We start from the raw sequence: 25,767 nt of genomic DNA, 5'->3' as shown, positions 1-25,767 counted from the left end.
GTTCAAATATGACTATATACCATTTCGTCGGTATTAAAGGCTCCGGGATGAGCGCACTTGCACAAATCCTTCACGATATGGGATATGAGGTGCAGGGATCTGATGTGGGAAAGTACTTTTTTACCCAGGCTGCCCTGGAAGACTCGAATATTAAAATTCTGCCTTTTCAGAGGGAGAACATTCATCAGGGCTTGACTGTGATTGCCGGCAATGCATTTCCGGACACGCATGAGGAGATCGAGGAAGCACATCGGCAAAATGTGCCGGTCATTCGCTACCATGCCTTTCTAGGCGACTTCCTGAAAAACTTTACGAGCATTGCCGTAACAGGTTCTCATGGGAAGACATCGACAACCGGCCTTTTATCCCACGTGATGAGGGGCGCCAAGCCAACATCTTTTCTGATCGGAGACGGAACAGGCAGCGGTATTAAGCAAGCGGAATGTTTTGTGTTCGAAGCTTGTGAATACCGCCGACACTTCCTGTCCTATTATCCGGATTATGCGATCATGACGAATATTGATTTTGACCATCCGGATTACTTTGCAAATATTGACGATGTGTTTTCTGCCTTTCAGGAAATGGCTAAGCATGTTGGAAAAGCGATTATCGCTTACGGAGATGATGAGCAGCTGCAAAAGATCCAGGCAGCGGTGCCCGTTATTTTCTATGGCTTTGGGCCGGGGAATGATTTTCAGGCGCGGAACATCGAGAAGTCGACCGAAGGAACGAAATTCGACGTCTATGTACGGAATGATTTCTATGCGTCTTTTGAAATCCCGACTTATGGAGATCACAATGTGCTGAATGCTCTTTCGGTCATTGCAATCTGTCATTATGAAGGGGTAAGCACGGATATCGTTCAAGCGCAAATCAAGACATTTGAAGGCGTCAAACGCCGGTTTACAGAAAAGAAGATGGGCAACCAGATTCTGATTGATGATTATGCCCATCATCCTGCAGAAGTGCGCGCGACAATCAGTGCGGCTAGACAGAAGTATCCCGACCGGAAAATTATCGCTGTTTTCCAGCCGCATACATTCACGCGTACTCAGACTTTCCTCGGTGAATTTGCGGATAGCCTGGGTGGAGCGGACAAAGTGTTTCTTTGCGAAATTTTCGGTTCTGCAAGAGAAAACCATGGTGCGCTCTCCATCCAGGACCTGAAAGAGAGAATTGACGGCTCCGAGATTCTTCAAGAGGATGACACAACTCCATTGCTTGCCTACCCGAATGCCGTGCTCATCTTTATGGGGGCCGGGGATATTCAGAAATTCCAAGCCGCATATGAAGGCCTGGTCCAGCAGCAATTCAGGAAAGCTTTATAATAGGTCTGCCTGCTTCTGACAGCATGCAGCATTCGACTGCCTTTTTAGAAGGCAGTTTTTTTTGTGATGCTGGAATAGAATTCAATTCCAAGTGCAGACTAATTGTCGAAATAGAGAAATATAACGCCGAAAAAAGGGAAAATTAGACGCAATAGAGAAGTAGTAGGGAAGCCGTGTTTATGGCGGAAAAAACAAGGGTAAAGGCAATTGTACATACGGGAGGTGCACGGACAGATGAAAATTATACTTTATTTAAGTGTTGCAGTTATTGCGATCGCATTCTTAATTCTTGTCATCAGCTTGACGAAGACACTTAAAGCGATGAAGGACACTTTGGAAAGCGTGTCAAAAACTTTGGACGGGCTTGAGACCCAATTGAAGGGCGTGACAGGAGAGACGACGATGCTTCTCCATAAGACGAACGCACTTGCAGAGGATATCCAAGGGAAAGTTGAGAAGCTGGACACTGTGGTTGTTGCAGTGAAGGAAGTCGGAGGAACGGTTCAGACCTTGAATCATTCCCTGCAGAATGTAGCCAGCTCTGTATCGGCTACAATCAACCAAAACCATGACAAAATTGCGCAGGTTGCCCAGTGGAGCATGGTTGCAAAGGAAATTAAAGAAAAGTGGTTTGGCGGGAAAAAGGAAAAGGAAAAGAAACATATACCAGAAAAAGAAGTTATGATCCATACCCAGCAATTGTCGGGCGGGCGCTGAATCGAAACAGCCCTTGCGGACAGGCTACTTTGACTTTGAAGGAGGATGGTAAAGATGAGCAACCAAAACAATAACAACAATTCAGGAAACTTTATGACAGGTGTTGTACTTGGAAGTCTTGTAGGAGCCGTGACAGCGCTGCTAATGGCACCGAAGTCAGGCAAAGAGCTGCGCAGCGATCTCAATGAGCAGATGGAAGCACTCCGCGACAAGAGCGACGGCTGGAAAGAGACCGTGATGGAAAAAGGCTCCGATCTGATGGAAAAAGGTTCTGACCTTACATCCGCAGCAATGGAAAAAACAAGCCAGCTAAAAGATGCAGCCATGCAAAAAGGCAGCGATCTTGCTGGAACTGTGAAAGATAAAGCGGAACAGCTGCGCAACACGGCACAGACGACGACAGACCAGCTGGCTGATATGACGAAGGAAGCAGCAGACGGTGCAGCACAAATGGCCAAAGACCATGCAGACGATGCAGCGGAAATGGCGAAGGATACGGCGGATGGCATGAAAGCAGCTGCTCACCAGTCGACTGATGTGGTAGCTGAGAAGACACAGCAGCTCGCAGACCAAATGAATAATCGAATGAATGATTGATGCTTGCGCTCAGAGACTGCGGTCTCTGAGCGTTTTGTGTAGAGGAGCCGGTTCTTCACAAGAGAACCGGCCTTATCTTTCCCAAGTCTGGCCCGCTTTTGGCATATTCGGTGACGGAGTGTCCGGCCAAATAATTTCAAGGCGGTCTCCATGGCCGATTGGAGAGTGGAAGGCTGCTTCGCTTCCGTTATTCAGGAGGACAAAATGGCTTGCCGATGGAGAAGGCCGATCAATTTCAACGTATTTGAACACGTCCTGGAAAATGAAGGGACTGACTGCTCCCTGGTCAAGCTGAAGCTCATCTCCGTTGCGGACTAAGTCATCAGGTTTCAGTTCCCGTCCGTTCCGGTAAAGCGAAGAGCCGGTTTTTTCAATCGTAACCGCTTCACCATTGAAGGTGACTGTGATGGATCTTCTTATTTCATACTGGAGGACCTGAGCCAATTTCTCTGCTGTCGGAGTAGCTTTCTTTCGGATCACAATGTCACTGCCATCCGGTATTTTTGCTTCGGGTTTTGTTTCTTGGCCGTTAAGCAGCAGGACAGAGGAGAAAGCCGGGATGAAAAGCTCACGGCGGTCAAGAGTGATTCGGAATGGCCGTATTTCTTCAAGCAGGCCGGCAAATCCCAGAATTCGGAAGGCAGACTCGATCGTATCCGGTGTTTCGAGCTGGATGATGTCTTTATCTTTAATTACCTCATCAAGGGAAACTTTTTTTCCGTTCCGAATGACCTGTGATTGAATGGTGTGGGCAACACCGTTGACACTGACCTCCTTCTTTGGAAGCTGGTCAAAGAAATCACGGATTTTGACGAGGGAGGCTTCTCCATCCTCGCCTTTTTCTGCAAGGATTTCATCCCCGTCAGAGACGAAATCCTCCAATGCAGCCGGTTCTCCATTTCTTAGGATAATGGGCGGCATTCCGTAAGTGCCGGGAATGGTGACAGGCTGGCCATTAACTGTGACAAAAGAGGCTAATCCCGGTCTTCCATAAAGCTTACCGACTTGGATGCCAGATGCAACAAGGCAGTCGCCGACAGTCAATCGCTTGATTTCGAACATGCGGACTGTCCGGTTGTTCACTGTTGCTGTTACATAATGGATAGGGGACCGGCGGGCGGAAATAGCAATTCCGATCGGTGTGATATTTTCTGGGCCGCCGGGAATCTTTTCATCAAAACTGAGCCCTTGAATTGCATCGGCGCCGCGGATCGCGACCCGGTTTTCCGGCAGACCAAGACTGTGTGCCAGTCTTGCCGGCAATTCAGGCGTCTTGCTGCCTCCTCCAACAAGCATGACCGCTTTTGGCGGCTTGCCGTTGTTCAGCTGTTTGATTTCTCCGCTGATTGAGGAGGCGAGTTTATCGATGGCAGGCGATATCTGTTCAACGGCCTCCGATTTGGAAATCGTCGTTTCAAATCCGAGGATGTCTTTCACAAGGATCGACTCGTTCTGCCATAAGTTTTTTTTGGCTTGTTCAGCCTCCGGGAAATCCAGCAGAAGGGCATCGCTGATTGCTTCTGTCACTTCATCACCGGCAACAGGAACCATTCCATAGGCGATAACAGTCCCTTCATCAGTCAGTGCGATATCCGACGTCCCGGCTCCGACATCAACGAGGGCAACATTCAATCTTCTCATTGTCGGGGGAACGAGAACATTGATTGCAGCTATCGGCTCCAGTGTTAGCGCATCAAGCTCCAATCCTGCTCGTTTGAGAGCTTTTATCAAAGAATCGACAACAACTCTCGGAAGGAAAGTCGCGATGATTTCTACTGAAGCATCATCGCCCTGCTGATCAATCAAATTGCCGATCGGCTCGCCATCAAGGGAGTAATGAAGGACAGAATAGCCGACACAATAATAGGCATTAAACGCATCGGCTGTCTGCTTTTCAGCCACAGCCGCCTGAGCCTGCTGGACAGCTGTCAGCTCTAGATAAAGGATATCCTCCCTTTCCAGCATCGGCTTGCCGGATATGCCAGTAGAAGCGGAGGCGCGTTCGGTTTTCAGTGCTCTGCCGGCAGCTGCTACGCACACTTTTCGAAGGGGACCATGCTGTTCTTCCAGCACGGCCTTTACTTCCTTTATCACTTCGGCAACAGCAGTGATGTCATGGATCTGCCCATCCAGCATCGCTCTTTCCCGGTGCTCTCTTACTACAATGTCTTTTACATGATAGGAGTTTCCGTTTTCAGTCAGTATGATGCCGACAACTGTCCGTGTGCCGATATCAAGGGCAAATATTTGTTTTTCGCTCATCCGAACCACCTGCTTGTTAGAATCAATGCTTTCCGGCCCGTATCAACGGGTTAAAAAGGAGTAGTATAAAAAATGTACCATAAACCCCAGTTAAATAGAAGATAGGGGGAGGGATACCATCGTTTTGGCGTTCAATTTCTCATTTTCGCCTAAAAGTATGAAAAGTTTTTCACAATTGATGGGAATCGTTTGCGCCTCATGCGTTTCGTGTCGTATGATTATGAGAAGACATGCAGAGAATATAAAGAATAGAATTCCGTCTAAAACCGAGAAGCTCACTTTATGTATTTCTCTTCAGATGAAATGGTTCTATAAGGAGAGTGATTAGATTGAACGTAACAATATATGATGTAGCCCGCGAGGCGAATGTTTCAATGGCAACTGTTTCCCGGGTGGTGAACGGGAATCCGAATGTAAAACCGGCAACAAGAAAGAAAGTCATGGAAGTGATCGACAGGCTTGAGTACCGTCCAAATGCTGTAGCGAGAGGATTGGCGAGCAAGAAGACGACAACTGTCGGTGTGATCATCCCTGACATTTCCAGCACGTTTTACGCAGAGCTGGCCAGAGGGATTGAAGATATTGCAACGATGTATAAATACAACATCATCTTGAGCAACTCCGACCAGAATGAGGACAAGGAGCTTCGGCTGCTTAATACGATGCTCGGTAAACAGGTGGATGGAATTGTATTTATGAGCGGCCATGTAACAGAGGCCCATGTGGCGGAGTTTAAGCGTTCGCCGGTACCGATTGTACTTGCCGGTTCCATCGAACCGACAAACGTTATCCCATCCGTAAACATTGACTACCGCCAGGCAACTGCAGATGCGGTTCAGGCGTTGATCGATGAAGGTCACCGGGATATCGCCTTTGTTTCAGGACCGGTTGATGACGAAATCAATTCTATTGCAAAAGTTCCGGGCTTCAAAGAAGCTCTGGAGAAGGCAGGGATTTCCTTCCGTGAGGAGCTCGTCGTTGCAGGCGATGACACATATGAATCAGGTTTGGAGGCATGGGAGCAATTAAGTGCTCTTGAAAAGAGACCGACTGCTGTCCTAGCAGGAAATGATGAAATGGCGATCGGTGTGCTTCACAGCGCCCAGGATGCAGGATTATCGATTCCAGAGGACTTGGAAGTGATCACTTCTGATAACACAAAATTGTCCTTGATGGTTCGGCCGCGTCTTTCTGCGATCGTCCACCCGCTCTATGACATCGGCGCCGTTGCCATGAGGCTTCTGACAAAGCTGATGAACAAAGAGGAAATCGCAAACAAAAATGTAATTCTGCCGCATCGTCTCGAGATGCGCGATTCTACAAAAAGGAAAACGGACTCTTAAACGAGTCCGTTTTTTTCATTGACCTGTTCCAGCTGCTGTCTGACGAGGAACAGGGCACGCTCCAATGTCTGGCGATTTTTCTCCTCGATTTCTTCTTTTCGGGGAATCGGCTTGTACATATCCGCGGGGTCGTCCCAGTTATCCGGAAGCAGAACCGGAGATTTTTTTTGCCAGTGCTTGAGCCACGCCTCTGGCAGCCGACCGCTGGCTTTGTCCGCTTGACCGGTCATTTCGAGCCAGATCAGTGCCCAAGCCCTCGGAACGACACGCCATATGTCGTATCCGCCGCCTCCGACTGCGATCCACTTCCCATCACAGTATTCATGTGCAATCTGATGGGCAAGCTTTGGAATCTCCCGGTAGGTGTTCATCGTCACAGACAGATGAGTGAGCGGGTCAAAATAATGGGCATCGGCGCCGTTTTGGGTGAGAATCACATCCGGTCGGAAATACTCTGTCACTTCACGAAGGGAGCTTGTATACGCTTCCAGAAAGGATTCATCCTCCGTAAACGCATCGAGTGGAATATTGAAGGAATACCCGTATCCTTTTCCCTGTCCCCATTCATTTACATTGCCTGTGCCGGGAAATAAATATCGGCCGGTCTCATGCAGGGAGAGGGTGCAAACATCCGGGTCATCGTAAAAGGACCATTGAACCCCGTCTCCATGATGGGCGTCAGTATCCACATACAATACCCGGGCACCATATTTTTTCTGTAAATAATGAATCGCAACGGCACTGTCATTGTACACGCAAAAACCTGATGCTCTCCCGCGGAAGCCATGATGAAGCCCGCCGCCAAGATGAACGGCGTGATTGGCCTTCCCTTGCATAACCCAGTCAACTGCCGTTAAGGTTCCTCCAACGAGCTGTGCGCTCGCTTCATGCATTCCAGGAAAAATGGGTGTATCCTCCGTGCCAATACCAAAGCTTTCAGCCTTTGAAGAAGATAGCCCGCCGCTTCCCGCTTGGATGACGGCTTCGATGAATGCCTGCTCATGATTGAGCCTCAGGTCTTCGATTTCAGCCATCCGTGGTGCAACAATATCATCAGCGGAAATGGCACCCATTTCCTCAAGCAGTTCGAGGGTGAGCTTCAGTCTCATCTGATTGAAAGGATGGTCATCGGAAAAACGGTATGTCAGTAAATCATCTGCGTAAATGAAAACCGAGTCTTTTTTCATCCCGGCATCCCTGGCATGTTCGGCCACAAAACATGAAGTCCTTCGTTTTTCAGCTTTTCGATCATGAGCAGCGGATTCATTGTGGAAACCCGGAATACAAGCACCTTATGCCCTTCTTCCTCGGAATCCGGGTACACGAGCACGCTTTGTACATTCACTTTCAACTCTTTGAAAATACCGGCTACTTCGTATAGGACGCCAGGCTTATCCTCAACCCTGATTTCAATCTGGGAGCCGGGCTTATGGGCACCGGTCAGCTCAACCATTGTGTGAAGCAGGTCTGTGGATGTGACAATCCCCTCAATCCTTTTTCCCCGGACGATCGGCATGCACCCAATCTTATGGTTGTAAAACAGTACCGCGATTTCCTCTACAAAATCAAGCGGATGTCCGGTAATAATATTTTTGGTCATGATGGAGGAGAGGGGATTCTCCAGCGTCTCTGCCAGCTGAAAGCTGTTGAGGACAGAAGGCGTGACATATTTGATATCCCTTTCGGTCACGAGTCCCACAAGCTGGCGGTCACCTGTCGCAATCGGCAAATGTCGGATCTTCCTGTCGCGCATCAGCTGTACGGCCGACCTGATGGAGTCTTCCGGCGCCAGCACCGCTACCTCTTTTGTCATGATTTGTTCGACAATCATTCAGCTCAACTCCTCTTTGGCCTCAGTCTTTAATACATGAATCGGTGGACAAAGCGAATCTGGTCAAACTTTTCGACCGATTCTTGGTCGACTCTTTTCCCGACCCGCACCATCAGGCAGTTTGCCGGGTGGGAAGTGATTTCCGGGTCATCTGTCGCATACCAGATGAGTCCGCCGGAATTCATCATCTTTTCCATCACTTTTCTGTATGCCCAGATGTCCAGGCCCGTTCCTTTCATATCCCAGTGCCAGTAATATTCTGTTGTGATGATGATATAGTCTTCCATTGCATCGTCCATCATCGAGACTTTCAACAACCCCTTGCCAACGCCAGAGCTGCGGAATTCGGGGATAACTTCAATCGCCCCGAGCTCAATCAGGTTCTCCATATTTCCCTGGGACCATCGTTCAAGAGGGTCAGGGTACAGATAGGTTACATAACCAACGACGAGATTTCCCTTTCTCGCCACGATGATTCTGCCCTCAGGAAGCTCCGCTATCCCGATCAGCGCCTTATGCTGCTTCGGTGCAGGGCGGAAAGCAACGAGATCTTCATGAAAATCAAGCCCGGCCAATACTTCTGCAGCAATCGGACCTTCAATCGTCAACTCCCCACGCGCTGTTGGCAAATCCATGCGATGGAACGTCTTTTTATGTTCCACTCAGCCGCCTCCTTCAAAGTTTGCTACTGATCTCATTATACAAGGATTGATGCGGGCAAGAAACTCAAAACACGAATTTGTCAAATGAATGTGAAAAAATTGAGAATAGTGCTGGGAAAGATTATAATAGAGGAATCATATAATGATATAACTGTTAAGGGAGTTGGAAAAATGGAATTGAAAACGTTGCCAATCATTGAGGGACAGTACAATCTGGAAAATTATGATGAAACATATGCAAATTTCGACTGGTCCGAGACGGAAAAAAGGTTCTCCTGGCATGAGACAGGCCGGGTCAATATGGCGTACGAAGCAATTGACCGCCATGCCGAAACCTTCCGAAAAAACAAAGTAGCACTCTATTACCGGGACGATCAACGAAACGAAAAATATACTTTCAAAGAAATGAAGGATATGACAAATAAAGCGGGCAACGTGCTGAAGGAGCATGGAGGAATCGTTAAGGGAGACAGAGTATTTGTATTCATGCCGCGTTCCCCAGAGCTTTATTTTGCCATCCTCGGCGCGATCAAGCTCGGAGCGATTGTCGGTCCGCTATTTGAAGCTTTCATGGAAGGTGCTGTGAAAGACCGCCTGGAGGACAGTGAGGCAAAAGCGCTAATTACGACTCCTGAGCTGCTGCCGCGCGTACCGGTCGAAGAACTTCCGAAGCTGGAGAAAATTTTCTTGGTGGGAGAAGCGGTTGAAGAGACCGACAGATTTGTAGACTTCCAGAAACGGATGGGAGAAGCGAGCAAAGATCTCGAAATCGAATGGGTAGACCGCAGGGACGGTATGATCCTTCACTATACTTCCGGCTCAACTGGCAGGCCAAAAGGGGTCCTTCATGTACATAATGCGATGATCCAGCATGAGCAGACAGCAAGATGGATTCTTGACCTGCAAGAGGAGGACGTTTACTGGTGCACGGCAGATCCAGGCTGGGTTACAGGCACTTCGTACGGAATTTTTGGCCCGTGGTTGACAGGTGCATCCAATGTGATTGTCGGCGGCCGTTTCAAGCCGGAAGGATGGTACCAGACGATTGAGGACTATGGAGTGACTGTATGGTATAGTGCACCGACGGCTTTCCGGATGCTTATGAGCGCCGGTGATGAACTGGTCAAAAAGTTCGACCTTTCAAGCCTCAGGCATGTCCTCAGTGTCGGTGAACCGCTCAATCCAGAAGTCATCCGCTGGGGGATGAAAGTATTCAATAAGCGGATCCATGATACGTGGTGGATGACAGAAACCGGTGCGCTTCTGATCGCCAACTATCCATGTATTGAGATCAAGCCGGGTTCAATGGGTAAGCCGATTCCTGGGGTAGAGGCTGCCATCGTGGACGACAGCGGCAATGTGCTTCCTCCGAACCGGATGGGCAATCTTGCGATCAAGAAGGGCTGGCCGGCGATGATGCATGAAATCTGGAACAACCCTGAAAAGTATCAATCTTATTTCCTCCCTGGTGACTGGTATGTCTCGGGTGACTCCGCTTATATGGACGAGGAAGGCTATTTCTGGTTCCAAGGCCGGGTAGATGACGTGATCATGACGTCTGGAGAGCGTGTCGGACCGTTCGAGGTAGAGAGCAAAATCCTTGAGCATCCGGCTGTAGCGGAAGCAGGTGTCATCGGCAAGCCTGATCCTGTCCGCGGCGAAATCATTAAAGCTTTCGTTGCCCTCGTTGACGGCAATGAGCCTACAGATGAACTGAAGGAAGATATCCGCAATTTCGTGAAAAAAGGGCTCGCTGCCCATGCGGCTCCTCGGGAAATTGAGTTTAAGGATAAACTGCCGAAAACAAGAAGCGGAAAAATCATGCGCCGCGTGCTGAAAGCATGGGAGCTGAACTTACCGACAGGCGACCTGTCGACAATGGAAGACTGATAGAAAGGAAGCTGCGGCTTTGCAGCACTTCGGAAAAGCGGGATTGATTGAAGGTCCCGCTTTTCTATTGTTTAGGCGCCTAAACAAAAAGCAGGAGAAGAAAAAGGTACACTTTTCTTCTCCTGCTTTTTGTTTTGTCTGCCTGTCTTGCGGCGGAATCCGTGACAGGCGGGATAGATACCGGAAGAAACGGATTTTCGCGAACTACCGGTGTCAAAGAGGCGGATAGATACCGGAAGAAATGGATTTTTGTAAATTACCGGTGTCAAAGAGGCAGATAGACACCGGAGGAAATAGATTTTCGCGAACTACCGGTGTCAAAGAGGTAGATAGACACCGGAGGAAATGGATTTTCGCAAACTACCGGTGCCAAAGAGCTTGTCTGAATTGGCATTACATAAAAAGAGAGGACTACATAGTTTTCTGACTTTCGGAACAGCCTTTTACCAACGGATAGGCAGCAAAAAAGCGGAGTGCCCGATGTTTCGGATACTCCGCTTTCGATTTGCTTTACTCATTATTATCCGGGTCGGCAGGTGGCGGAGGAGTCTCGCCGTTTCCGCCTGTCTCTTCGCTTTCACTTTCCGGTGTTTCTCCGCTGTTGTCAGGTGAGCCGGATTCCGGAGGCTTTACTTCTGTGTCTCTGGGGTCTGAAGGCGGTGTAGGGGAAGTACCGCCGCCACCGCCTCCGACAATATTTGAAGGAGCAGATTCATGCCCGGCAATATCCACGGCTACTACATAATAGGACCCGCCGCCTCCTGAAAAGGCTAACGAGCTGCCGGCGCCGATTGAGGCGACTCTTCCACCGGAACTGGAGTAGACTCTGTACCCGATCACATCTCTGCTGCCGGAAGCAGTCCAGGTAATGACTCCATTTGTTCCTCGGGAGGCGCTCACCGCACTTGGCGCCACGCCGTCATCCGTAATTTTCGCATCTGCTACCAATATGTTGGCCCAGCGCGGATTGTCCGGAATCAATGCGGAAGGATCACTTGTTTTGCCAAGCGTCATTCTCTTGACAAAGTCAGGATCGAGCAATTGTCCGGAGAAGGAAAACTCAGCCGGCGTGTTCGGCAGGGCAAGGTATTTTTTGCCGCCGGAGATGACGTACCTTCCATTGATCAGATTATTATCTGCCTTTGTTGGCACGAATTTCGCATTGAAAATATCGGTCTGGATTAAACCGGCATTTGAGCAAGCGTCAGACGGCAGCAGACCGGAAACCGCACAATAGGAGCGATTCACTATTCCGCCCGGCATCTGGAAGCGGGTGCCTGGATTGATGACGTCAGGTGCCACAGCGTGTGCCGCATTCATCAAGTTTGCCCAGATCCTGTAATTTCTTAGGCTTTCGCTGTTATTCCTCATGTAGAGTGAGGACGGCTTGTCATAACCGAGCCAAGTCCCGAATGTTACGTTCGGATTGGAGGCAATCAGCCAGGAGTCGTGCGAATCATTCGTCGTCCCGGTTTTACCTGCCCAATCGGCTGAAAAGTTAAGCATGCCCGGCAAAGCTCTTGCCGTTCCGTATTTAATGACATCCCGCATCATGTCGATCGTCATATAAGCAGTTTGCGGGCTGAATACGTCGACAGGTTCGACCTTGTGCTCATAAATCGTATTGCCAGCGTGGTCGGTAATTTTATCAATCATATAGGCATCGGTGAACTTGCCTTCATTGGCAAAAGTCGCAAATGCGTTTGTGTTTTCCTCAACGGTTACTCCATTCGTCAGGCCGCCGATCGCAGTGGCCGGATAAATGGTTTCATCTTTCGTGCTGATTCCCATTTTATCGAGGAATTGCTCAGGTTGTTGATCAGCCATCCGCAAGTATGTGCTGACGGCTGCGACATTATAAGAATGGGCGAGCGCATAGCGGGCCGAAACGAGACCATAGTACCGCTTGGCGGCATTTTTGAACGTATGCGTTTTTCCGCTGCCGTTATCGACCTCCAATGGGAAATCCGCGACCGGGACGCCTGGCCCTCCGAGAAGACCGAGCTCCATGGCAGGAGCATAGACAAGAAGTGGCTTCATTGTTGATCCGTTTGAACGTCTCGTCTTTGTGGCATGGTTCACGTTCGTCAGTTCGAAATCACGGCCGCCGACGAAGCTTAAGATCTTGCCCGAACTGTTTTCGATTAGGATAGCGCCGATTTGGACTGGGGCATCAACCAAAATCGTTTCCCCGGTGTCAGGATCGGTCATTTCTACCTTCTTTGTGATGCCGTAATTTTGATAGGCATCCTTGGCTTCCTGCATGGCATCATAAATCTCTTTATTGATGGTCGTATAAATATGGTAACCGTTCTGGCGGACATCCCGGTCGGCAAGCGTCCGGTATTTGCCAGCAAGCTGATCATCATTGTTGAGATCCTCTTTTGAATACCCATCCTTCTCTGCCAGCAGCTCCGTCAGGATTTGTATCGCCCGGTCTTCCACTTCATACGTCAAATACGGATATTTGTCATAAGCAGGTGCAAGGGGAGGGATAAAATCGGCAGTGATGTCATACGCAAGCGCGTCATTATACTCTTTGTCGCTAATATAGCCTTCTCTGTGCATTCTGAACAAAACGGTCTTCATCCGGTTTAGACCCGGCTGAAGCAATTCAGCATCTTTCAGTTCCCCTCTGTTCGTAAAAGGGGTATACCGGGAAGGACTTTGTGGAAGCCCGGCAATAAATGCAGATTGAGGCAGGTTCAGGTCCTTGGCGTCTACACCGAAAATGCCCTGTGCGGCCGCTTGTACACCGCCGATGTTTCTTCCGGATGAATTGCGCCCGAATGTGGAAACGTTTAAATACGCCTCCAGTATTTCATCCTTTTTCAAAATCTTTTCGAGTCTGAGCGCAAGCAGCACTTCTTTCGCTTTCCGGTCAAAAGAAACTTCATTTGTTAAAATCTGATTTTTGATCAGCTGCTGGGTGAGTGTACTGCCCCCAGATTGGACGGCCGAATTGGTAAACTCCTGATAGACGGCCCGGAACAGAGCTTTCGGAACGACGCCTTCATGCTCGTAAAAGTACTCATCTTCGGTTGCAACAATCGCCTTTTTCAAATGGTCGGAAATTTGGTCAATCTTTACTTCCTCCCGTTCCAGGTCGGTTCGGAGCTTACCGAGATATACGTCACCCGCGAAATAAAGCTTGGATGTTTCTTCATATTGGTATATATCTTTTCTCATGCTGTCTGCAGACCGCACCTTTTCATCTTTTACCAGCGAGGCAAAATAGCCGGCACCCACTCCGCCGGCAAATACACCGCCGACCAGCAAGACCAGAATAAAAAGAAGTAGCAGATTCCAGACAACCCCATAGGTGATCCGGGCGCCTTTGGCCGCCCCGCCGAAACGTTCATTGGAAAAGAATGACTGCAGTCGTTCGAGAATATTTTTCATCAGATAAAATCCCTCCAAAATCAACACCATTATAGCATAAGAAAGCATATGAAAATTTATTTTTTTGCATTTTTCACGCCGCCTGATTGACAGAAAGGGAAACGGTTGTGTAGAATAATTCGTAATTCAAGCTGATTTTTTTACAAATGGATAATTTGCGTTGATAGGAACTAGTAGTCAACTGTCACTGTAGTGAAGAGAGCCGCTGGCTGGTGGAAAGCGGCACAAACAGCATGATGAATTACCTCCTTGAGCATTTGCCGTGAACATTCAGTAGCGGCAAACGGTGTGCTGCGCCGTTATGGAATCATGAGCGGGGAAACTATTTTCCCAAGTTGGGTGGTAACACGGTGAACAATCGTCCCTTCGCATATAGCGGAGGGGCGTTTTTATTTTGGATGAAAGAAGGGGTACTATGTCGAATTTACTAGAGGATTTAAGATGGCGCGGAATCATTTACCAGGAAACAGATGCAGAAGGTATGGAGGAGCTGCTTGAGAAAGAAAAAATTTCACTATATTGTGGTGTGGATCCGACAGCAGACAGCATGCATATCGGGCATTTGCTTCCATTTTTGACATTGCGGCGCTTTCAAAATGCCGGGCATCGTCCGATTGTGCTTGTTGGCGGTGCGACAGGCATGATTGGTGACCCTAGCGGCAAGAAGGAAGAACGGAAGCTGCAAACAGTGGAACAAATCGAGCTGAATGTACAGGGCATCAAAAAGCAGCTTGAACGCATTTTTGATTTTTCCGGCGAAAACGGTGCAGTAATGACAAACAACTATGATTGGGCCGGCTCTATGTCGCTCATCTCGTTCCTGCGGGATTTCGGCAAGAACGTCGGCGTCAACTACATGCTTGCCAAGGATACAATCGCTTCACGACTCGATACAGGCATTTCCTTCACGGAATTCACGTACACAATCCTGCAGGCGATCGATTTCCATCACTTGTACGAAAACTTCAACTGCAAAATGCAGATTGGTGGAAGTGACCAATGGGGCAATATTACAACAGGCCTTGAAATGATCCGGAAAATGTCAGGAGAAGGGGCGAAAGCCTACGGAATGACGATTCCACTTGTAACAAAAGCGGACGGCACCAAATTTGGAAAAACCGAAGGAGGCGCAATCTGGCTTGATCCTGAAAAGACAACACCTTACGAGTTCTACCAATTCTGGATCAACACGGCCGATGCCGATGTGATCAAGTACTTGAAATTCTTCACCTTCCTCGGACGTGACAAGATTGAAGAGCTAGAACAGTCGGTGAAGGAAGAAGCACATCTGCGGAAAGCGCAGAGGGCACTCGCTGAGGAAATGACAAAAATGATCCACGGCCAGGACGCTCTTGATCAGGCGATCCGTATTACGGAAGCATTGTTCAGCGGAGATCTTAAAAACCTATCTGTCGAAGAAATCCGCCAAGGATTTAAAGACGTGCCATCCTATAAGCATGAAGCGGAGATTGGCTTGGGTCTTGTAGACGTCATTGTTGCAGCAAAAATTTCCCCGTCAAAACGCCAGGCCCGGGAAGATATTCAAAACGGCGCCATTTCGGTCAACGGTGAGCGGGTAACAGATCCGTCTTATCAATTGGCGGAAGGGGATCAGCTTGGCGGGGAGTTCACGATCATCCGCCGCGGCAAGAAGAAATACTTCATGATTCAATACTAATGTTCTTGCGGGAAAGCCAAATGGAGATGTCCGGCTTTTCATTCAAAACGAAAAAACGGCCCGGGATAAAATCCCGGGCTGTTTGTTGTATTAAATGGAAGCTTCATAAATCGATTTGACCGCTTTTTCAAGCGTTGTGTTGAATTCCTCGTCTGATTGATTCACGTTCAGGTCTGAGCTGAGTGCTCTGGAGAAGCTGGCGATAAGGCCATTATTCTCTTTAAGCTTTGCATTTGCCTCGTCACGCGAATATCCGCCGGAAAGGGCGACGACACGCACGACCCGAGGATGGTCAATCAGCTCTTTATAGGCATTCGCCTTTGTCGGAATGGTGACCTTCAGCATGACATTCTGGTCTTCATTTAAATTGTCGAGCTGACGGAGAATTTCCTGTTTCAAAAGTTCTTCGCATTTTTCTTTTTCCGGACTGTTGATGTCCACTTCCGGCTCAATGATCGGCACAAGGCCTGCAGCGATGATCTGCTTGCCGACTTCGAACTGCTGGTCGACAACAGCCTTGATCCCTTCTTCATTTGCTTCTTTAATGACAGAGCGCATTTTTGTGCCAAAAATGTGTCGCTCATTTGCCCGTTTCAACAACTCATCAAGACCGGTGATAGGCTTCATTAGCTGTACACCGTTCTCTTCTTCGGCAAGTCCTTTGTCCACCTTCAGGAAAGGGGCGATCCCTTTCTTTTCAGCAAGATAGTCAGCGGTGTACATGCCTTCAATTTTACTGTCCATTGTTTGTTCAAATAAAATGGCACCCAGAATATATTCGGAGTCAAATGCCGGAGAAGTGATGATCCTCGTACGCATTTCATGCACAAGCGCGAACATTTCGTCCGTGTTTGAATAGGCATCTTCCATTACACCGTAGCCTGCCAGCGCCTTCGGGGTGCTTCCACCGCTCTGATCCAACGCTGCAATGAAACCTTTTCCGTTTTTCACTCGATTGAACTGTTCTTGATTCATCTTGTCCACTCCTTTTCCGTAAAAAATGTCAGCAAGCGTCAACAAGGACGCTGCCGGAATCTTCATTTTTAAGTGTATCACTATTAGAAGTTATACACACCGAATCCGTTTTGTAAACATAAGAAGGCGAAGGCCACTTGCGATTACTTTCCTGTCTTTGATCATTTCAACATGGCGTTCATCTAATTTTTCTTGCTCATTTTAACGATTTAATTTCCTGTATCCTGCTGCTTTGGCGAGTTCTTCGCAAAACATCTCTTCCGCTACGGTCACATTATAAAACTGCCCGCTGTAGTAAATCATCTCGCTTTTTGAGTTGATAACCCCTTTGATGTTTGGAATTGCGCAATCCTGCGATGGTTCGCATCTACTTAATGCTCTTCTTCTCCGTAATTTTCAATGCTCCAGATGCCGAGACCGTCTACCTGTGCATTTTCCTGCAAGGCGCCGAATTCATCGACATACTTTGTGTTTGGTGAATACACGACAAAGCGGGCGAAGCCCTCTTTAAGCAACATTTCATTCAGCATTTCCCCGTCCACATACACATAGGCGAGAAGAAGACCATCCTGATCCCGCTCTGCAACATCAAATTCAAGCTCGACTGGTTTTCCAGCAGGCAGGATGGACTTTGTAAAATCACTTGCCTCTTTTCCGAACGGCTGAACCGTTTCGGGGGTGTCCACAAGAAGAAGGCGAACTTTCTCCTCTTTCCCGTCCAGGTTCACAACGAAGGTGTTCCCGTCCACGACGCGAATGACCTCTCCTGTAAGCCTATCTGCGTTTTCCTCTTTTTCTTCCCCCTCACCGCCCTTTGAAGGAGAATTGACAGGTTTGTCGACTACATCCGTGCTGCCTTTGTTCGGCCGTTCAACCACCTTCGCATCTTTCGTACAGCCTGCGAGCAAAAAAGAGACGCCAATAAGAACAAGTAACCATTTCTTCATTCTCCAACCTCCTTGTCTGCGATGAACTGATTATACACCAGGCGCCGAAGAAAAAAGCTTGGGTATCAACCCAAGCTGTGATCGTAGACGCTGGAAAAACATAATAGGCATCCTGGTCGTCGATTGCGAAGAGACAATAGGTGAGGTGTGAAAGATGGGGGCGAACAAAAGAAAGGAGGGGGCCAAGCCCTCGCCGCTATCGTCCCATTGGATACTGTTAGGATCTAAAACTGCATGGCTGTCAGTTGACATGTGACATTGTGTCACTTATGATTGGAAACATGTGACAGGATGTCATTTCAATTGCCAGGAGGAGGAGCATGCCAAAGCAAACATTTTTCAATCTGCCTGAGGAGAAAAAGAGATGGATCATCCAGGCTGCTTTAAAGGAGTTTTCGCGAGTACCGATGTTTGAGGCGTCCATTGCGAATATTGTCAAGGAGGCGGACATCCCTCGCGGAAGTTTTTATCAATACTTCGAAGATAAGGAAGACCTCTACTTTTTCTTGCTCAGAAGTCATTCGGAAACGCAAAGAGCCGATTTCATCGCCTGTTTGAAAAGGAATAATGGGAATATCTTCGATGCGATCACGGAAACATTCGGCGTGATGCTGGAGGAGCTAAAAAATGAGGAACGGCTGAAATATTACCGGAATGTCTTTCTCAACATGAATTATGAAACGGAAAAGACGGTTACTTCTGCCATCTCAAACTGTGAGCAAGAAAAGCAGATAAATGAAATCACCCAATCGCTGGATAAGACTGGCTTGAATGTCAAAAACGATGAAGAACTGAACTACCTGCTGGAAATCGTAGTCAATATTATGCTGCAGAACCTTATCCAAAAGTTCGCAAAAGAGATGTCGGATGAAGAGGCGATGCGGAGCCTGACCATCCAGTTGGACCTCGTCAAGCGGGGCTTGGTTAGGGAATAGAATAGACATTGGGATAGAGGGAGAGTTGATTTTGAAAAGAATTATAGACTTTGCATTGAATAATAAGTTGGCAATCTGGATTTTGACGATCATCGTTGTGTTCATGGGAATCTATTCGGGACTGAATATGAAGCAGGAGACAATGCCAAACATCACCTTGCCGAATATTTCCGTCATCACTACATACCCTGGAGCTGCACCTGATGTTGTGGAGAAAGATGTCACTGTTCCGATCGAACAGAAGGTACAGAACATAAGCGGTGTTGAAATGGTCAGTTCGTCCTCGATGGCGAACGCATCCTCTGTCCAAATCCAGTTCGGTTTTAAAACGGATATGGATAAGGCAAGGGAAGAAGTGCAAGAGGCATTGTCAGCACTGAAACTGCCGGACACAGCAAGTGATCCGCAAGTAACAAGGCTCAGCTTTGATGCGATGCCTGTCATGGCGCTGAGCGTAAGCCAGCCAGGCGAGTCGCTTGAAAATTTGACGGAAACAGTCGAATCAAATGTCCTGCCGGCTTTGGAAGCGATTGATGGCGTTTCAGATGTTTCCATCAGCGGCCAGCAGATCAGGGAAGCGACGATTTCCTTCAAAGAAGAGGAAATGAAGAAATACGGCCTGACAGAGGAAACAGTCCGTCAAATCATTCAAGGCTCCGATCTTGTCTTCCCGCTTGGATTGACCAATTTTGGCGGTGAAGTGAAGAATGTTGTCATTGACGGAAACATTGCATCAATTGACGATCTGAAAAAACTGAAGATACCGGCCATCCCGTCTGCGCCAGCCGATGCTGGCGGCCAAGCGGCAAATCCTGAGCAAGGAGCACCAGGAGCAGGGCAGCAAGCAGGAGCCGGTCAACCAGCAACCCCTGGGCAAGCTGCAGGGAACGATGCCATGACCACACAGCAGAACCCTGAAGCCGGCAGCCAAGTTCCTTCCGGACAGGCGGCAATGGGCCTGCCGACTGTTGAGCTTGCCGACATTGCTGACATCAAAGTTGCCAGCAGAACAGAATCGATTTCAAAAACGAATGGCCAGGAATCGATTGGAATTCAAATTACAAAAGCGCCTGATGCGAACACAGTCGATGTCGTAAACAGCGCAAAAGAAAAAATGGAAAAACTGGAGAAAGAATACGGCTTTACAGCAACGACAACAATGGACCAAGGAGAACCGATCGAGGAATCGGTCAACGTCATGGTGGAAAAAGCGCTCTTCGGTATATTGTTCGCAGTCATCGTCATCATGCTGTTCTTGCGGAATATCCGGACGACGCTCATTTCGATCATCTCGATTCCGCTGTCATTATTGATGGCTCTGTTCTTCCTTCGGGAAATGGATATAACGCTGAACATCCTAACGCTCGGTGCACTGACCGTTGCAATTGGCCGGGTAATTGATGACTCGATTGTCGTGGTGGAGAATATTTACCGGAGAATGTCCCTGCCTGACGAAAGGCTTCATGGCAAAGAGCTGATCCGCGAAGCGACGAAGCAGATGTTCATCCCAATTTTCTCATCGACAATCGTTACAGTCATTGTGTTCCTGCCGCTTGGACTTGTCGGCGGCATAGTCGGCGAAATGTTTCTGCCGTTTGCCTTGGCGATTGCCTTTGCACTCGGCGCATCTCTGCTTGTGGCAGTTACGCTCGTACCGATGCTCGCCCATTCGCTTTTCAAAAAGCGCCTCGCTGCAGGTGTTGTTGCAGAAAGGGAGAAGCATCATCGCCCAAGCAAGCTTTCCGCTTTCTATAAACGAATTTTAGACTGGACGCTGAATCATAAGATTGTCACATTCGGCGGCGCTTGCGTTGTCCTCATAGCAAGTTTGTTCCTAATACCGGTGATCGGTGTCAGCTTCCTGCCGGATGAGGAACAGAAGATGATGATTGTCACGTATAGCCCGGAACCTGGACAGACGCTCGAGTCTGCAGAGAAAGTCGTCTACAATGCCGAAAAGCTGATCGGTGACCGGAAGGGTGTGGAAACCTATCAGTTCTCCCTTGGCGGCGGCAGTCCGATGGGGTCGATGATGGGAATGGCAGGTGACAATTCAGCTCTTTTCTTCATTGAGTATGATAAGGACTTCCAGCAGTTTTCTAAGGAAAGTACAAAGCTCGTCGATAAGCTGAATGATGAAACTGAATCTGGCGAGTGGGGGAGCTTAGACTTCTCCGGCATGTCCAGCGGTCTCGAATTGGTCGTTTACGGTGATAAGACCGAGGACATCCAAAAGGCGATTGACGAGATGATGCCGATTCTGGAAAAGCATAAAGATCTGGCAAAAGTTGAATCCAGCTTGACGGAAGCTTATGATCAGTACACGCTTGTCGCAAACCAGGAGAAACTGAGCCAGGCCGGATTGTCGGCTGCGCAGCTGGGGATGACTCTCCGGCAGGCAGGTGAACCTGAAGTACTGACAAAGGTGGATAACGATGGAGAAGAGCTGAACGTTTATATTGAAGTGGAGAAAACATCGTACAACAGTCTTGACGATTTGCTCGAAGCCAGCATGATGTCCCCGCTCGGCGCTCCGGTGAAAGTTCGCGATGTTGTTGAGGTGAAAGAAGGAAAAGCTCCCGAGACAATTGCGCGGAGAGATGGAAAAATGTATGCTTCACTGACAGCTGATATCTTGTCAAAAGATGCAGCCGGAGTGTCTGCATCGGTAGAAAAAGATATTGACAAAATCGACCTTCCGAAAGGGGTCAGCACAAAGTTCGGCGGAACAACTGAACAAATTAACGAATCGTTCACTCAGCTTGGCCTTGCCATGCTGGCCGCAATTGCGATCGTATACTTTGTGCTTGTTGTGACATTCGGCGGAGGACTGGCGCCGCTTGCCATTCTGTTCTCTCTGCCATTCACCGTCATCGGCAGCCTTGTCGCACTTTGGATCGCAAGAGAGCCGCTCAGCGTCTCTGCAATGATCGGAGCGCTGATGCTGATCGGGATCGTCGTGACAAATGCGATCGTCCTGATCGACCGGGTAATCCGAAACGAGAAGAAGGGTCTGACAACAAGGGAAGCCTTGCTGGAAGCGGGATCGACTCGTTTAAGGCCGATCATCATGACCGCATTGGCGACAATTGGAGCCCTCATTCCATTGTTGTTCGGCATGGAAGGCGGAGGACTCATCTCCAAAGGCCTTGGTGTCACGGTCATCGGCGGCCTCACAAGCTCGACGCTGCTGACGCTCGTTGTCGTACCGATTGTCTATGAAGTTTTTGCGAAACTGAAAAGAAAAGTCCGTTCTTAATGAACGGCCGAGGAGGCGCGGGAATCCCGCGCCTCCTTTTTTATGGTTGGTCATTCGGTAAATTTTTATTGATTTACGATAAATATATTGGTAAAATCAATAAAAACAAGTGACAAGGAGCCATATGATGAATACAATCGCCCAAAAAAATGTTCAGCAGCTTCCGCTGAAGACGAAAATGGGGAGAGCGGCTATCCAGCTTTGGCGGTTCGGCTGGGAACAGGCGCTATCCTGCCTATTTCCGCTCGTTGTTTTTCTTTCTCTCGCTTTGACGCTAGTATTGCCGCTGCCTTTTCTGCCGCGCTATGACTGGCTGCTCATCATCTTCATCGCCATGCAGTGGTGGATGGTGAAGTCGGGCCATGAAACGAAGGATGAATTGAAAGTGATCACCTTGTTCCACCTGATCGGTCTCATGTTGGAGATTTTCAAGGTGCATATGGGTTCCTGGTCTTATCCGGAGGCAGGGTATATCAAGATTTTAGATGTTCCCCTGTATAGCGGATTTATGTATGCAAGCGTAGCGAGCTATCTTTGCCAGGCGTGGAGGAGACTTGGGGTCAATCTTATCAATTGGCCGCCGCTCATGATTGTTGTCCCGCTCGCCGCGGCGATTTATTTGAACTTCTTCACCCATCATTACTGGGTGGATGTGCGCTGGTGGCTGTTCGGGCTTGTACTCATTGTCTTTTGGCGTTCCTCGGTATCTTACGAGGTCGGAGGCAGCCTCTACCGCATGCCGCTCGCCCTCTCGTTTATCCTGATTGGCTTCTTCATCTGGATCGCCGAAAACATCGCAACATTTTTCGGGGCATGGAAATACCCAAACCAGGAGGATGGATGGAGCCTTGTTTCATTGGGCAAGGTCAGCTCTTGGGTATTGCTGGTGATTGTCAGCTTCCTGATTGTCGCAGTGCTGAAGACGGTGAAGGGAAAAAGGGCGGTATAATAGAACGGAGGAGGCAGTCCGGTCCCCCCAAGAGAGGGGGAACCGGGCTTTTTTTTCATCTGTAATTAGTAGTGCTACTTTGGTATGATGGATGTAAATACAGTAAAATGTTGGGAATTGTTGAAGGGAGACTTAGGAAGAATGAAATGTTTTATCAAGTTAAAGGCTATACTCTCTGTTGCAGTGGTGGTTTCCATTATAGGCTTGCACGAACCTATTTTTACGGCTGCAGCGGAACAAGATTATCTTATCTCTCCATCAAAAGTGTTTGTTGATGGCAAAAAGGTCGATTATCCAGTCGACCTTATTGTGAAGAATGGCACTACGCTTGTCCCACTAAGAGAAACATTTGAGGTGATGGGGGCAAACGTACTGTGGAGTGAAGCCGAAAAATCAGTCCAAGCAGCGAAAGGAAATAGAGAAATAACATTGAAGATTGGTTCCAATCAAGCTTTTATCGATAAAAGCCGGGTTGATTTAATCGAGCCGGCAACGATTTACAAAGGAAAAACAATGGTTCCATTGCGGTTTGTTGGGGAAGCGTTCAATGGAGTAGTGGATTTCAATACGGGAACCAAAGTAATCAATATTACAATGCCAAAATTTACGGTTCCTTTTCTAACCAAGGAACAAGGTAATCTATCAAACATTAAAAATGTAGAAAAGGTAACGTTGTCCAATAATAGAAGACTGATGGTGAGTGACAATCCAGAAACATTAGACGCAACTACGGTTAAAGAAAACAATGCTACTTTATGGAACGACGTAGTCAAAGAGAGCCGTGTCTCTGTGGATCACCGTGTGGTTGGCTGGCATATGAATGAATTCAACCAAGAGGTAACTGTCGGAATCACAATTGAAAACTTGTCCGGGACCAATACGATAGAGGTGCGAAACGCAAAGGGGATCCATAAAATCAGCGCTGGCACTTCTGAATACAACATTGGGCTTCCAATCACAGAAGCCGTTCTAAATGAACAGTTGGGCAGCGTAAAAGTAGAAAAAAGGGGAGACAGCTTTCTGTTAGGGACTTTTACGTTAAAACCTGGCCAGATGGTAGGTTTTTTGAATGATTTCACTATCGTAAAAACGTTGGGAACCGGAGAATTGAATTACGTTATCAGAACAGTAGTGAGCAAGGATAAAAGCAGCTTAACCGGAATCAAATCGCTTCCTGTTCCGATTGATCAGATAAGACCACATGCTAGAGGAGTTTGGGAGAGCACCGGACTTGTTGCTGCTCTGCCAGCATATAACGCAGGTCAGGGTGCTGAGCAATCTTACAATCTATCGAATGGTGTAACAGATAACATATTCCATAAGGACAACAGCCTTGTCACAAACGCCGCTTCGTTATCGAATATCGGGCATTACGGCGCCGTTTACAAAGTGAGGCTTCCGTATGTAAATCCATCCAGAGAAGAAAAGACAATCCGAGTGAGGGTGGGCAGCAGAGGAGGCACATACAGCGGCACAGTCAAAACAGAAAAGGGTGTCTTTAACATCCCGACCTTGCAGCCTATGAAAGATGTGGTAACGGTCATCGAGCGGAAAGTTACCGATGAGGAAGGATTAATAGAATTCGAGTTCATGCATGCTGGCGGGGCGTACTTGCCTATTTCTGTTAATGTTACTACAGTAAAATAGTGTGTTTCTCTTTCTGTCCACCTTGGCTAAGACCAAATGACCATAAATGGAGTACATAGCTGTTCAGTTGGCTGCTTTTTGGCTTCCTGAATACAAATAGATTTATCATTCCCCGGCAGAAAACTCCCTCTTCAATCGTGTGAAGGGCGCAGCCCAGTGATAAGGGGGAGAGAAATGCCGGTATTCCAGTGATTCGTTCATTTTTCATTTATTCTATTGTTCGGAGTGGGATAATCGTTGCCAGGATAAAACTATTCCTATATAGTTATTTTTGTGAAAAAATCCATGCTGTTCAGACGGAGGAAAGCTTATGAAAAAGAGAGCATTGCTTTTACCTATGTTACTGGTCGGATTAACCCTGCCGACAATGGCTTCTGCAGATAATGAAATAATGGTCATTAATGATGGGAAGGAAATAAACGGCAGGACACTCGTTCCAGTTCGTGCAGTATCCGAAGCATTCGGATCAAAGGTAGACTGGGATGAAAAAACTCAGACAGTAACGATCAATAACGGTAAAACCAAGCTTGTCTTAACTGTGGATTCCAAAAAGATAACTGTAGATGGCAAGACACAAACAATCGATGTTCCAGTAAAGATGATAAAAGACAGAACTTATGTCCCTGTGAGAGTAGTTAGTCCGGCTGGTTCAGAAATCTCATGGGAACAAAGGCAAGAGCAAGCCAGAATTGACTACAACGGCAAGACTGTACTTATCAATACAAACGAAAGAGTAGTAACGCTAATCACCAAATTAAATCAAACAGAGAACGTATCAGTATTTAAAAAGCAAGTGGTTCATATAAGCCTATTTCACAGATAAGTTTATTAATAAAGTTATTCAGCAAAATGGAATTACCGATACAAATCAATTCGAAGGTATGACTACCGCAGATATCTACTACATCAACAATAACAAAGTACGAGTTACCCAAATCACAACAGATGGGGTGTACTGGTACTATAGTAGAACCATGATTCTTGTTAAGGTAAATGGCGTATGGAAAGTTGATGACATTGAGACTACGAAATACCAAGATCCACAAATGAATGGTTAATAGATTGGATAGAGAGCTGTTATTGTTCTCTATCTTTTTCTATTTCATTCGTTTACTTGGACTTCTGCTGAATAGCCGGTAAATTTTTACGACAAGTAAGCTTAACCGGCTTTGTTTTTTTGAACTGAAGTGCAAGAATAAAAACAGCTTTATCTCTACAGCAATCGTTGCAAGTCTCCATATACATCCTCGATAGTTTCTTATTAATAACAGACATTTCTGTTGACTTTTTCACTTCTTTGGCTATATTTTGGTCCGTGCCGATACTATTTGTTAAGATAGAATAA

At 47.7% G+C, this 25,767-nt stretch carries 19 protein-coding genes and 1 other annotated feature; of the genes, 11 read left to right on the top strand and 8 right to left on the bottom strand.

Features of this window, described 5'->3' with window-relative positions; translation table 11 throughout:
• The first annotated feature begins 8 nt into the window (after positions 1-8).
• The 3 genes from murC (at position 9) to AC0TWI_RS21525 (ending at position 2,642) form a co-directional block, all read left to right on the top strand.
• Positions 9-1,328, top strand: coding sequence for a UDP-N-acetylmuramate--L-alanine ligase (gene murC, locus AC0TWI_RS21535; RefSeq protein ID WP_488128391.1), 1,320 nt, complete (start codon positions 9-11; stop codon positions 1,326-1,328).
• 234 nt (positions 1,329-1,562) lie between these two features.
• The gene (locus AC0TWI_RS21530) at positions 1,563-2,045 is read left to right on the top strand and encodes a DUF948 domain-containing protein (RefSeq protein ID WP_488128390.1); all 483 of its coding nucleotides are present in this window, start codon (positions 1,563-1,565) and stop codon (positions 2,043-2,045) included.
• 54 nt (positions 2,046-2,099) lie between these two features.
• Positions 2,100-2,642, top strand: a complete 543-nt coding sequence (locus AC0TWI_RS21525) for a YtxH domain-containing protein (RefSeq protein WP_488128389.1) — start codon at positions 2,100-2,102, stop codon at positions 2,640-2,642.
• 72 nt (positions 2,643-2,714) lie between these two features.
• Here AC0TWI_RS21525 and AC0TWI_RS21520 read toward each other — a convergent pair whose 3' ends face one another.
• On the bottom strand, positions 2,715-4,904 hold the full coding sequence (locus AC0TWI_RS21520; protein ID WP_488128388.1) for a cell division FtsA domain-containing protein: 2,190 nt from the start codon (positions 4,902-4,904) through the stop codon (positions 2,715-2,717).
• Between the two features lie 329 nt (positions 4,905-5,233).
• Here AC0TWI_RS21520 and ccpA point away from each other — a divergent pair, with 329 nt between their 5' ends.
• Positions 5,234-6,247 carry a catabolite control protein A gene (gene ccpA / locus AC0TWI_RS21515; protein ID WP_488128387.1) on the top strand — a complete coding sequence of 338 codons (1,014 nt, stop codon included), beginning with the start codon at positions 5,234-5,236 and terminating at the stop codon, positions 6,245-6,247.
• Here the strand turns inward: ccpA and AC0TWI_RS21510 are convergent.
• Genes AC0TWI_RS21510 through AC0TWI_RS21500 form a run of 3 tightly spaced genes read right to left on the bottom strand, consistent with a single transcriptional unit; the run spans position 6,244 to position 8,740 of the window.
• Positions 6,244-7,434 carry an acetoin utilization protein AcuC gene (locus tag AC0TWI_RS21510; RefSeq protein ID WP_488128386.1) on the bottom strand — a complete coding sequence of 397 codons (1,191 nt, stop codon included), beginning with the start codon at positions 7,432-7,434 and terminating at the stop codon, positions 6,244-6,246. The genes ccpA and AC0TWI_RS21510 overlap by 4 nt on opposite strands.
• The gene (locus AC0TWI_RS21505) at positions 7,431-8,078 is read right to left on the bottom strand and encodes an acetoin utilization AcuB family protein (RefSeq protein ID WP_488128385.1); all 648 of its coding nucleotides are present in this window, start codon (positions 8,076-8,078) and stop codon (positions 7,431-7,433) included. Before AC0TWI_RS21505 ends, AC0TWI_RS21510 begins: the two co-directional genes overlap by 4 nt.
• A 29-nt stretch (positions 8,079-8,107) precedes the next feature.
• On the bottom strand, positions 8,108-8,740 hold the full coding sequence (locus AC0TWI_RS21500) for a GNAT family N-acetyltransferase (protein WP_488128384.1): 633 nt from the start codon (positions 8,738-8,740) through the stop codon (positions 8,108-8,110).
• A gap of 171 nt (positions 8,741-8,911) precedes the next feature.
• Here AC0TWI_RS21500 and acsA point away from each other — a divergent pair, with 171 nt between their 5' ends.
• Entirely contained in the window at positions 8,912-10,630 is a 1,719-nt protein-coding gene (gene acsA, locus AC0TWI_RS21495; RefSeq protein WP_488128383.1) for an acetate--CoA ligase, read from the top strand.
• Between the two features lie 510 nt (positions 10,631-11,140).
• On the opposite strand, the gene AC0TWI_RS21490 is transcribed toward acsA, so the two are convergent.
• A complete protein-coding gene (locus tag AC0TWI_RS21490) occupies positions 11,141-14,032 on the bottom strand; it encodes a transglycosylase domain-containing protein (RefSeq protein WP_488128382.1) in 2,892 nt (963 codons plus the stop codon).
• A 151-nt stretch (positions 14,033-14,183) separates the two neighbouring features.
• Positions 14,184-14,401, top strand: a binding site (T-box leader).
• A 46-nt stretch (positions 14,402-14,447) separates the two neighbouring features.
• Here AC0TWI_RS21490 and tyrS point away from each other — a divergent pair.
• Positions 14,448-15,710: a tyrosine--tRNA ligase gene (gene tyrS / locus AC0TWI_RS21485; RefSeq protein WP_488128381.1), complete on the top strand. Its 1,263-nt coding sequence runs from the start codon at positions 14,448-14,450 to the stop codon at positions 15,708-15,710.
• 90 nt (positions 15,711-15,800) lie between these two features.
• Here the strand turns inward: tyrS and AC0TWI_RS21480 are convergent, their stop codons facing one another.
• From AC0TWI_RS21480 to AC0TWI_RS21470, 3 genes are all read right to left on the bottom strand, one after another.
• Complete coding sequence (locus tag AC0TWI_RS21480) at positions 15,801-16,685, bottom strand: fructose bisphosphate aldolase (RefSeq protein WP_488128380.1); 885 nt, start codon at positions 16,683-16,685, stop codon at positions 15,801-15,803.
• Positions 16,686-16,886: 201 nt separating this feature from the next.
• On the bottom strand, positions 16,887-16,988 hold the full coding sequence (locus AC0TWI_RS21475; RefSeq protein WP_488128379.1) for a hypothetical protein: 102 nt from the start codon (positions 16,986-16,988) through the stop codon (positions 16,887-16,889).
• 68 nt (positions 16,989-17,056) lie between these two features.
• Positions 17,057-17,632, bottom strand: coding sequence for a thermonuclease family protein (locus AC0TWI_RS21470; protein WP_488128378.1), 576 nt, complete (start codon positions 17,630-17,632; stop codon positions 17,057-17,059).
• Positions 17,633-17,952: 320 nt separating this feature from the next.
• Between AC0TWI_RS21470 and AC0TWI_RS21465 the strand changes: the two genes are divergently transcribed.
• The 5 genes from AC0TWI_RS21465 (at position 17,953) to AC0TWI_RS21445 (ending at position 25,245) form a co-directional block, all read left to right on the top strand.
• Positions 17,953-18,567 (top strand): TetR/AcrR family transcriptional regulator, encoded by a 615-nt coding sequence (locus AC0TWI_RS21465; RefSeq protein ID WP_488128377.1) that lies wholly within the window; start codon positions 17,953-17,955, stop codon positions 18,565-18,567.
• Between the two features lie 31 nt (positions 18,568-18,598).
• On the top strand, positions 18,599-21,826 hold the full coding sequence (locus tag AC0TWI_RS21460) for an efflux RND transporter permease subunit (RefSeq protein WP_488128376.1): 3,228 nt from the start codon (positions 18,599-18,601) through the stop codon (positions 21,824-21,826).
• A 178-nt stretch (positions 21,827-22,004) separates the two neighbouring features.
• Positions 22,005-22,775 carry a DUF817 domain-containing protein gene (locus AC0TWI_RS21455; protein WP_488128436.1) on the top strand — a complete coding sequence of 257 codons (771 nt, stop codon included), beginning with the start codon at positions 22,005-22,007 and terminating at the stop codon, positions 22,773-22,775.
• Positions 22,776-22,916: 141 nt separating this feature from the next.
• The gene (locus tag AC0TWI_RS21450; RefSeq protein ID WP_488128375.1) at positions 22,917-24,422 is read left to right on the top strand and encodes a copper amine oxidase N-terminal domain-containing protein; all 1,506 of its coding nucleotides are present in this window, start codon (positions 22,917-22,919) and stop codon (positions 24,420-24,422) included.
• A 310-nt stretch (positions 24,423-24,732) separates the two neighbouring features.
• Positions 24,733-25,245: a copper amine oxidase N-terminal domain-containing protein gene (locus tag AC0TWI_RS21445; protein ID WP_488128374.1), complete on the top strand. Its 513-nt coding sequence runs from the start codon at positions 24,733-24,735 to the stop codon at positions 25,243-25,245.
• Positions 25,246-25,767: the final 522 nt, after the last annotated feature.

Source organism: Lederbergia sp. B243.17 (assembly GCF_057657925.1).
The sequence above is the reverse complement of the archived record's forward strand: the minus strand, read 5'-3'. Positions and strand labels throughout refer to the sequence as shown.

Excerpts from the sequence above, each read along its gene's own strand:
- AC0TWI_RS21520 (WP_488128388.1), bottom strand. The coding sequence starts at position 4,904 with ATGAGCGAAAAACAAATATTTGCCCTTGATATCGGCACACGGACAGTT.
- AC0TWI_RS21465 (WP_488128377.1), top strand. The coding sequence starts at position 17,953 with ATGCCAAAGCAAACATTTTTCAATCTGCCTGAGGAGAAAAAGAGATGG.
- AC0TWI_RS21470 (WP_488128378.1), bottom strand. The coding sequence starts at position 17,632 with ATGAAGAAATGGTTACTTGTTCTTATTGGCGTCTCTTTTTTGCTCGCA.
- AC0TWI_RS21445 (WP_488128374.1), top strand. The coding sequence starts at position 24,733 with ATGAAAAAGAGAGCATTGCTTTTACCTATGTTACTGGTCGGATTAACC.
- AC0TWI_RS21450 (WP_488128375.1), top strand. The coding sequence starts at position 22,917 with ATGAAATGTTTTATCAAGTTAAAGGCTATACTCTCTGTTGCAGTGGTG.
- acsA (WP_488128383.1), top strand. The coding sequence starts at position 8,912 with ATGGAATTGAAAACGTTGCCAATCATTGAGGGACAGTACAATCTGGAA.
- AC0TWI_RS21525 (WP_488128389.1), top strand. The coding sequence starts at position 2,100 with ATGAGCAACCAAAACAATAACAACAATTCAGGAAACTTTATGACAGGT.
- AC0TWI_RS21455 (WP_488128436.1), top strand. The coding sequence starts at position 22,005 with ATGGGGAGAGCGGCTATCCAGCTTTGGCGGTTCGGCTGGGAACAGGCG.
- AC0TWI_RS21510 (WP_488128386.1), bottom strand. The coding sequence starts at position 7,434 with ATGAAAAAAGACTCGGTTTTCATTTACGCAGATGATTTACTGACATAC.
- AC0TWI_RS21530 (WP_488128390.1), top strand. The coding sequence starts at position 1,563 with ATGAAAATTATACTTTATTTAAGTGTTGCAGTTATTGCGATCGCATTC.
- AC0TWI_RS21475 (WP_488128379.1), bottom strand. The coding sequence starts at position 16,988 with ATGATTTACTACAGCGGGCAGTTTTATAATGTGACCGTAGCGGAAGAG.
- murC (WP_488128391.1), top strand. The coding sequence starts at position 9 with ATGACTATATACCATTTCGTCGGTATTAAAGGCTCCGGGATGAGCGCA.
- AC0TWI_RS21505 (WP_488128385.1), bottom strand. The coding sequence starts at position 8,078 with ATGATTGTCGAACAAATCATGACAAAAGAGGTAGCGGTGCTGGCGCCG.
- AC0TWI_RS21490 (WP_488128382.1), bottom strand. The coding sequence starts at position 14,032 with ATGAAAAATATTCTCGAACGACTGCAGTCATTCTTTTCCAATGAACGT.
- AC0TWI_RS21480 (WP_488128380.1), bottom strand. The coding sequence starts at position 16,685 with ATGAATCAAGAACAGTTCAATCGAGTGAAAAACGGAAAAGGTTTCATT.
- tyrS (WP_488128381.1), top strand. The coding sequence starts at position 14,448 with ATGTCGAATTTACTAGAGGATTTAAGATGGCGCGGAATCATTTACCAG.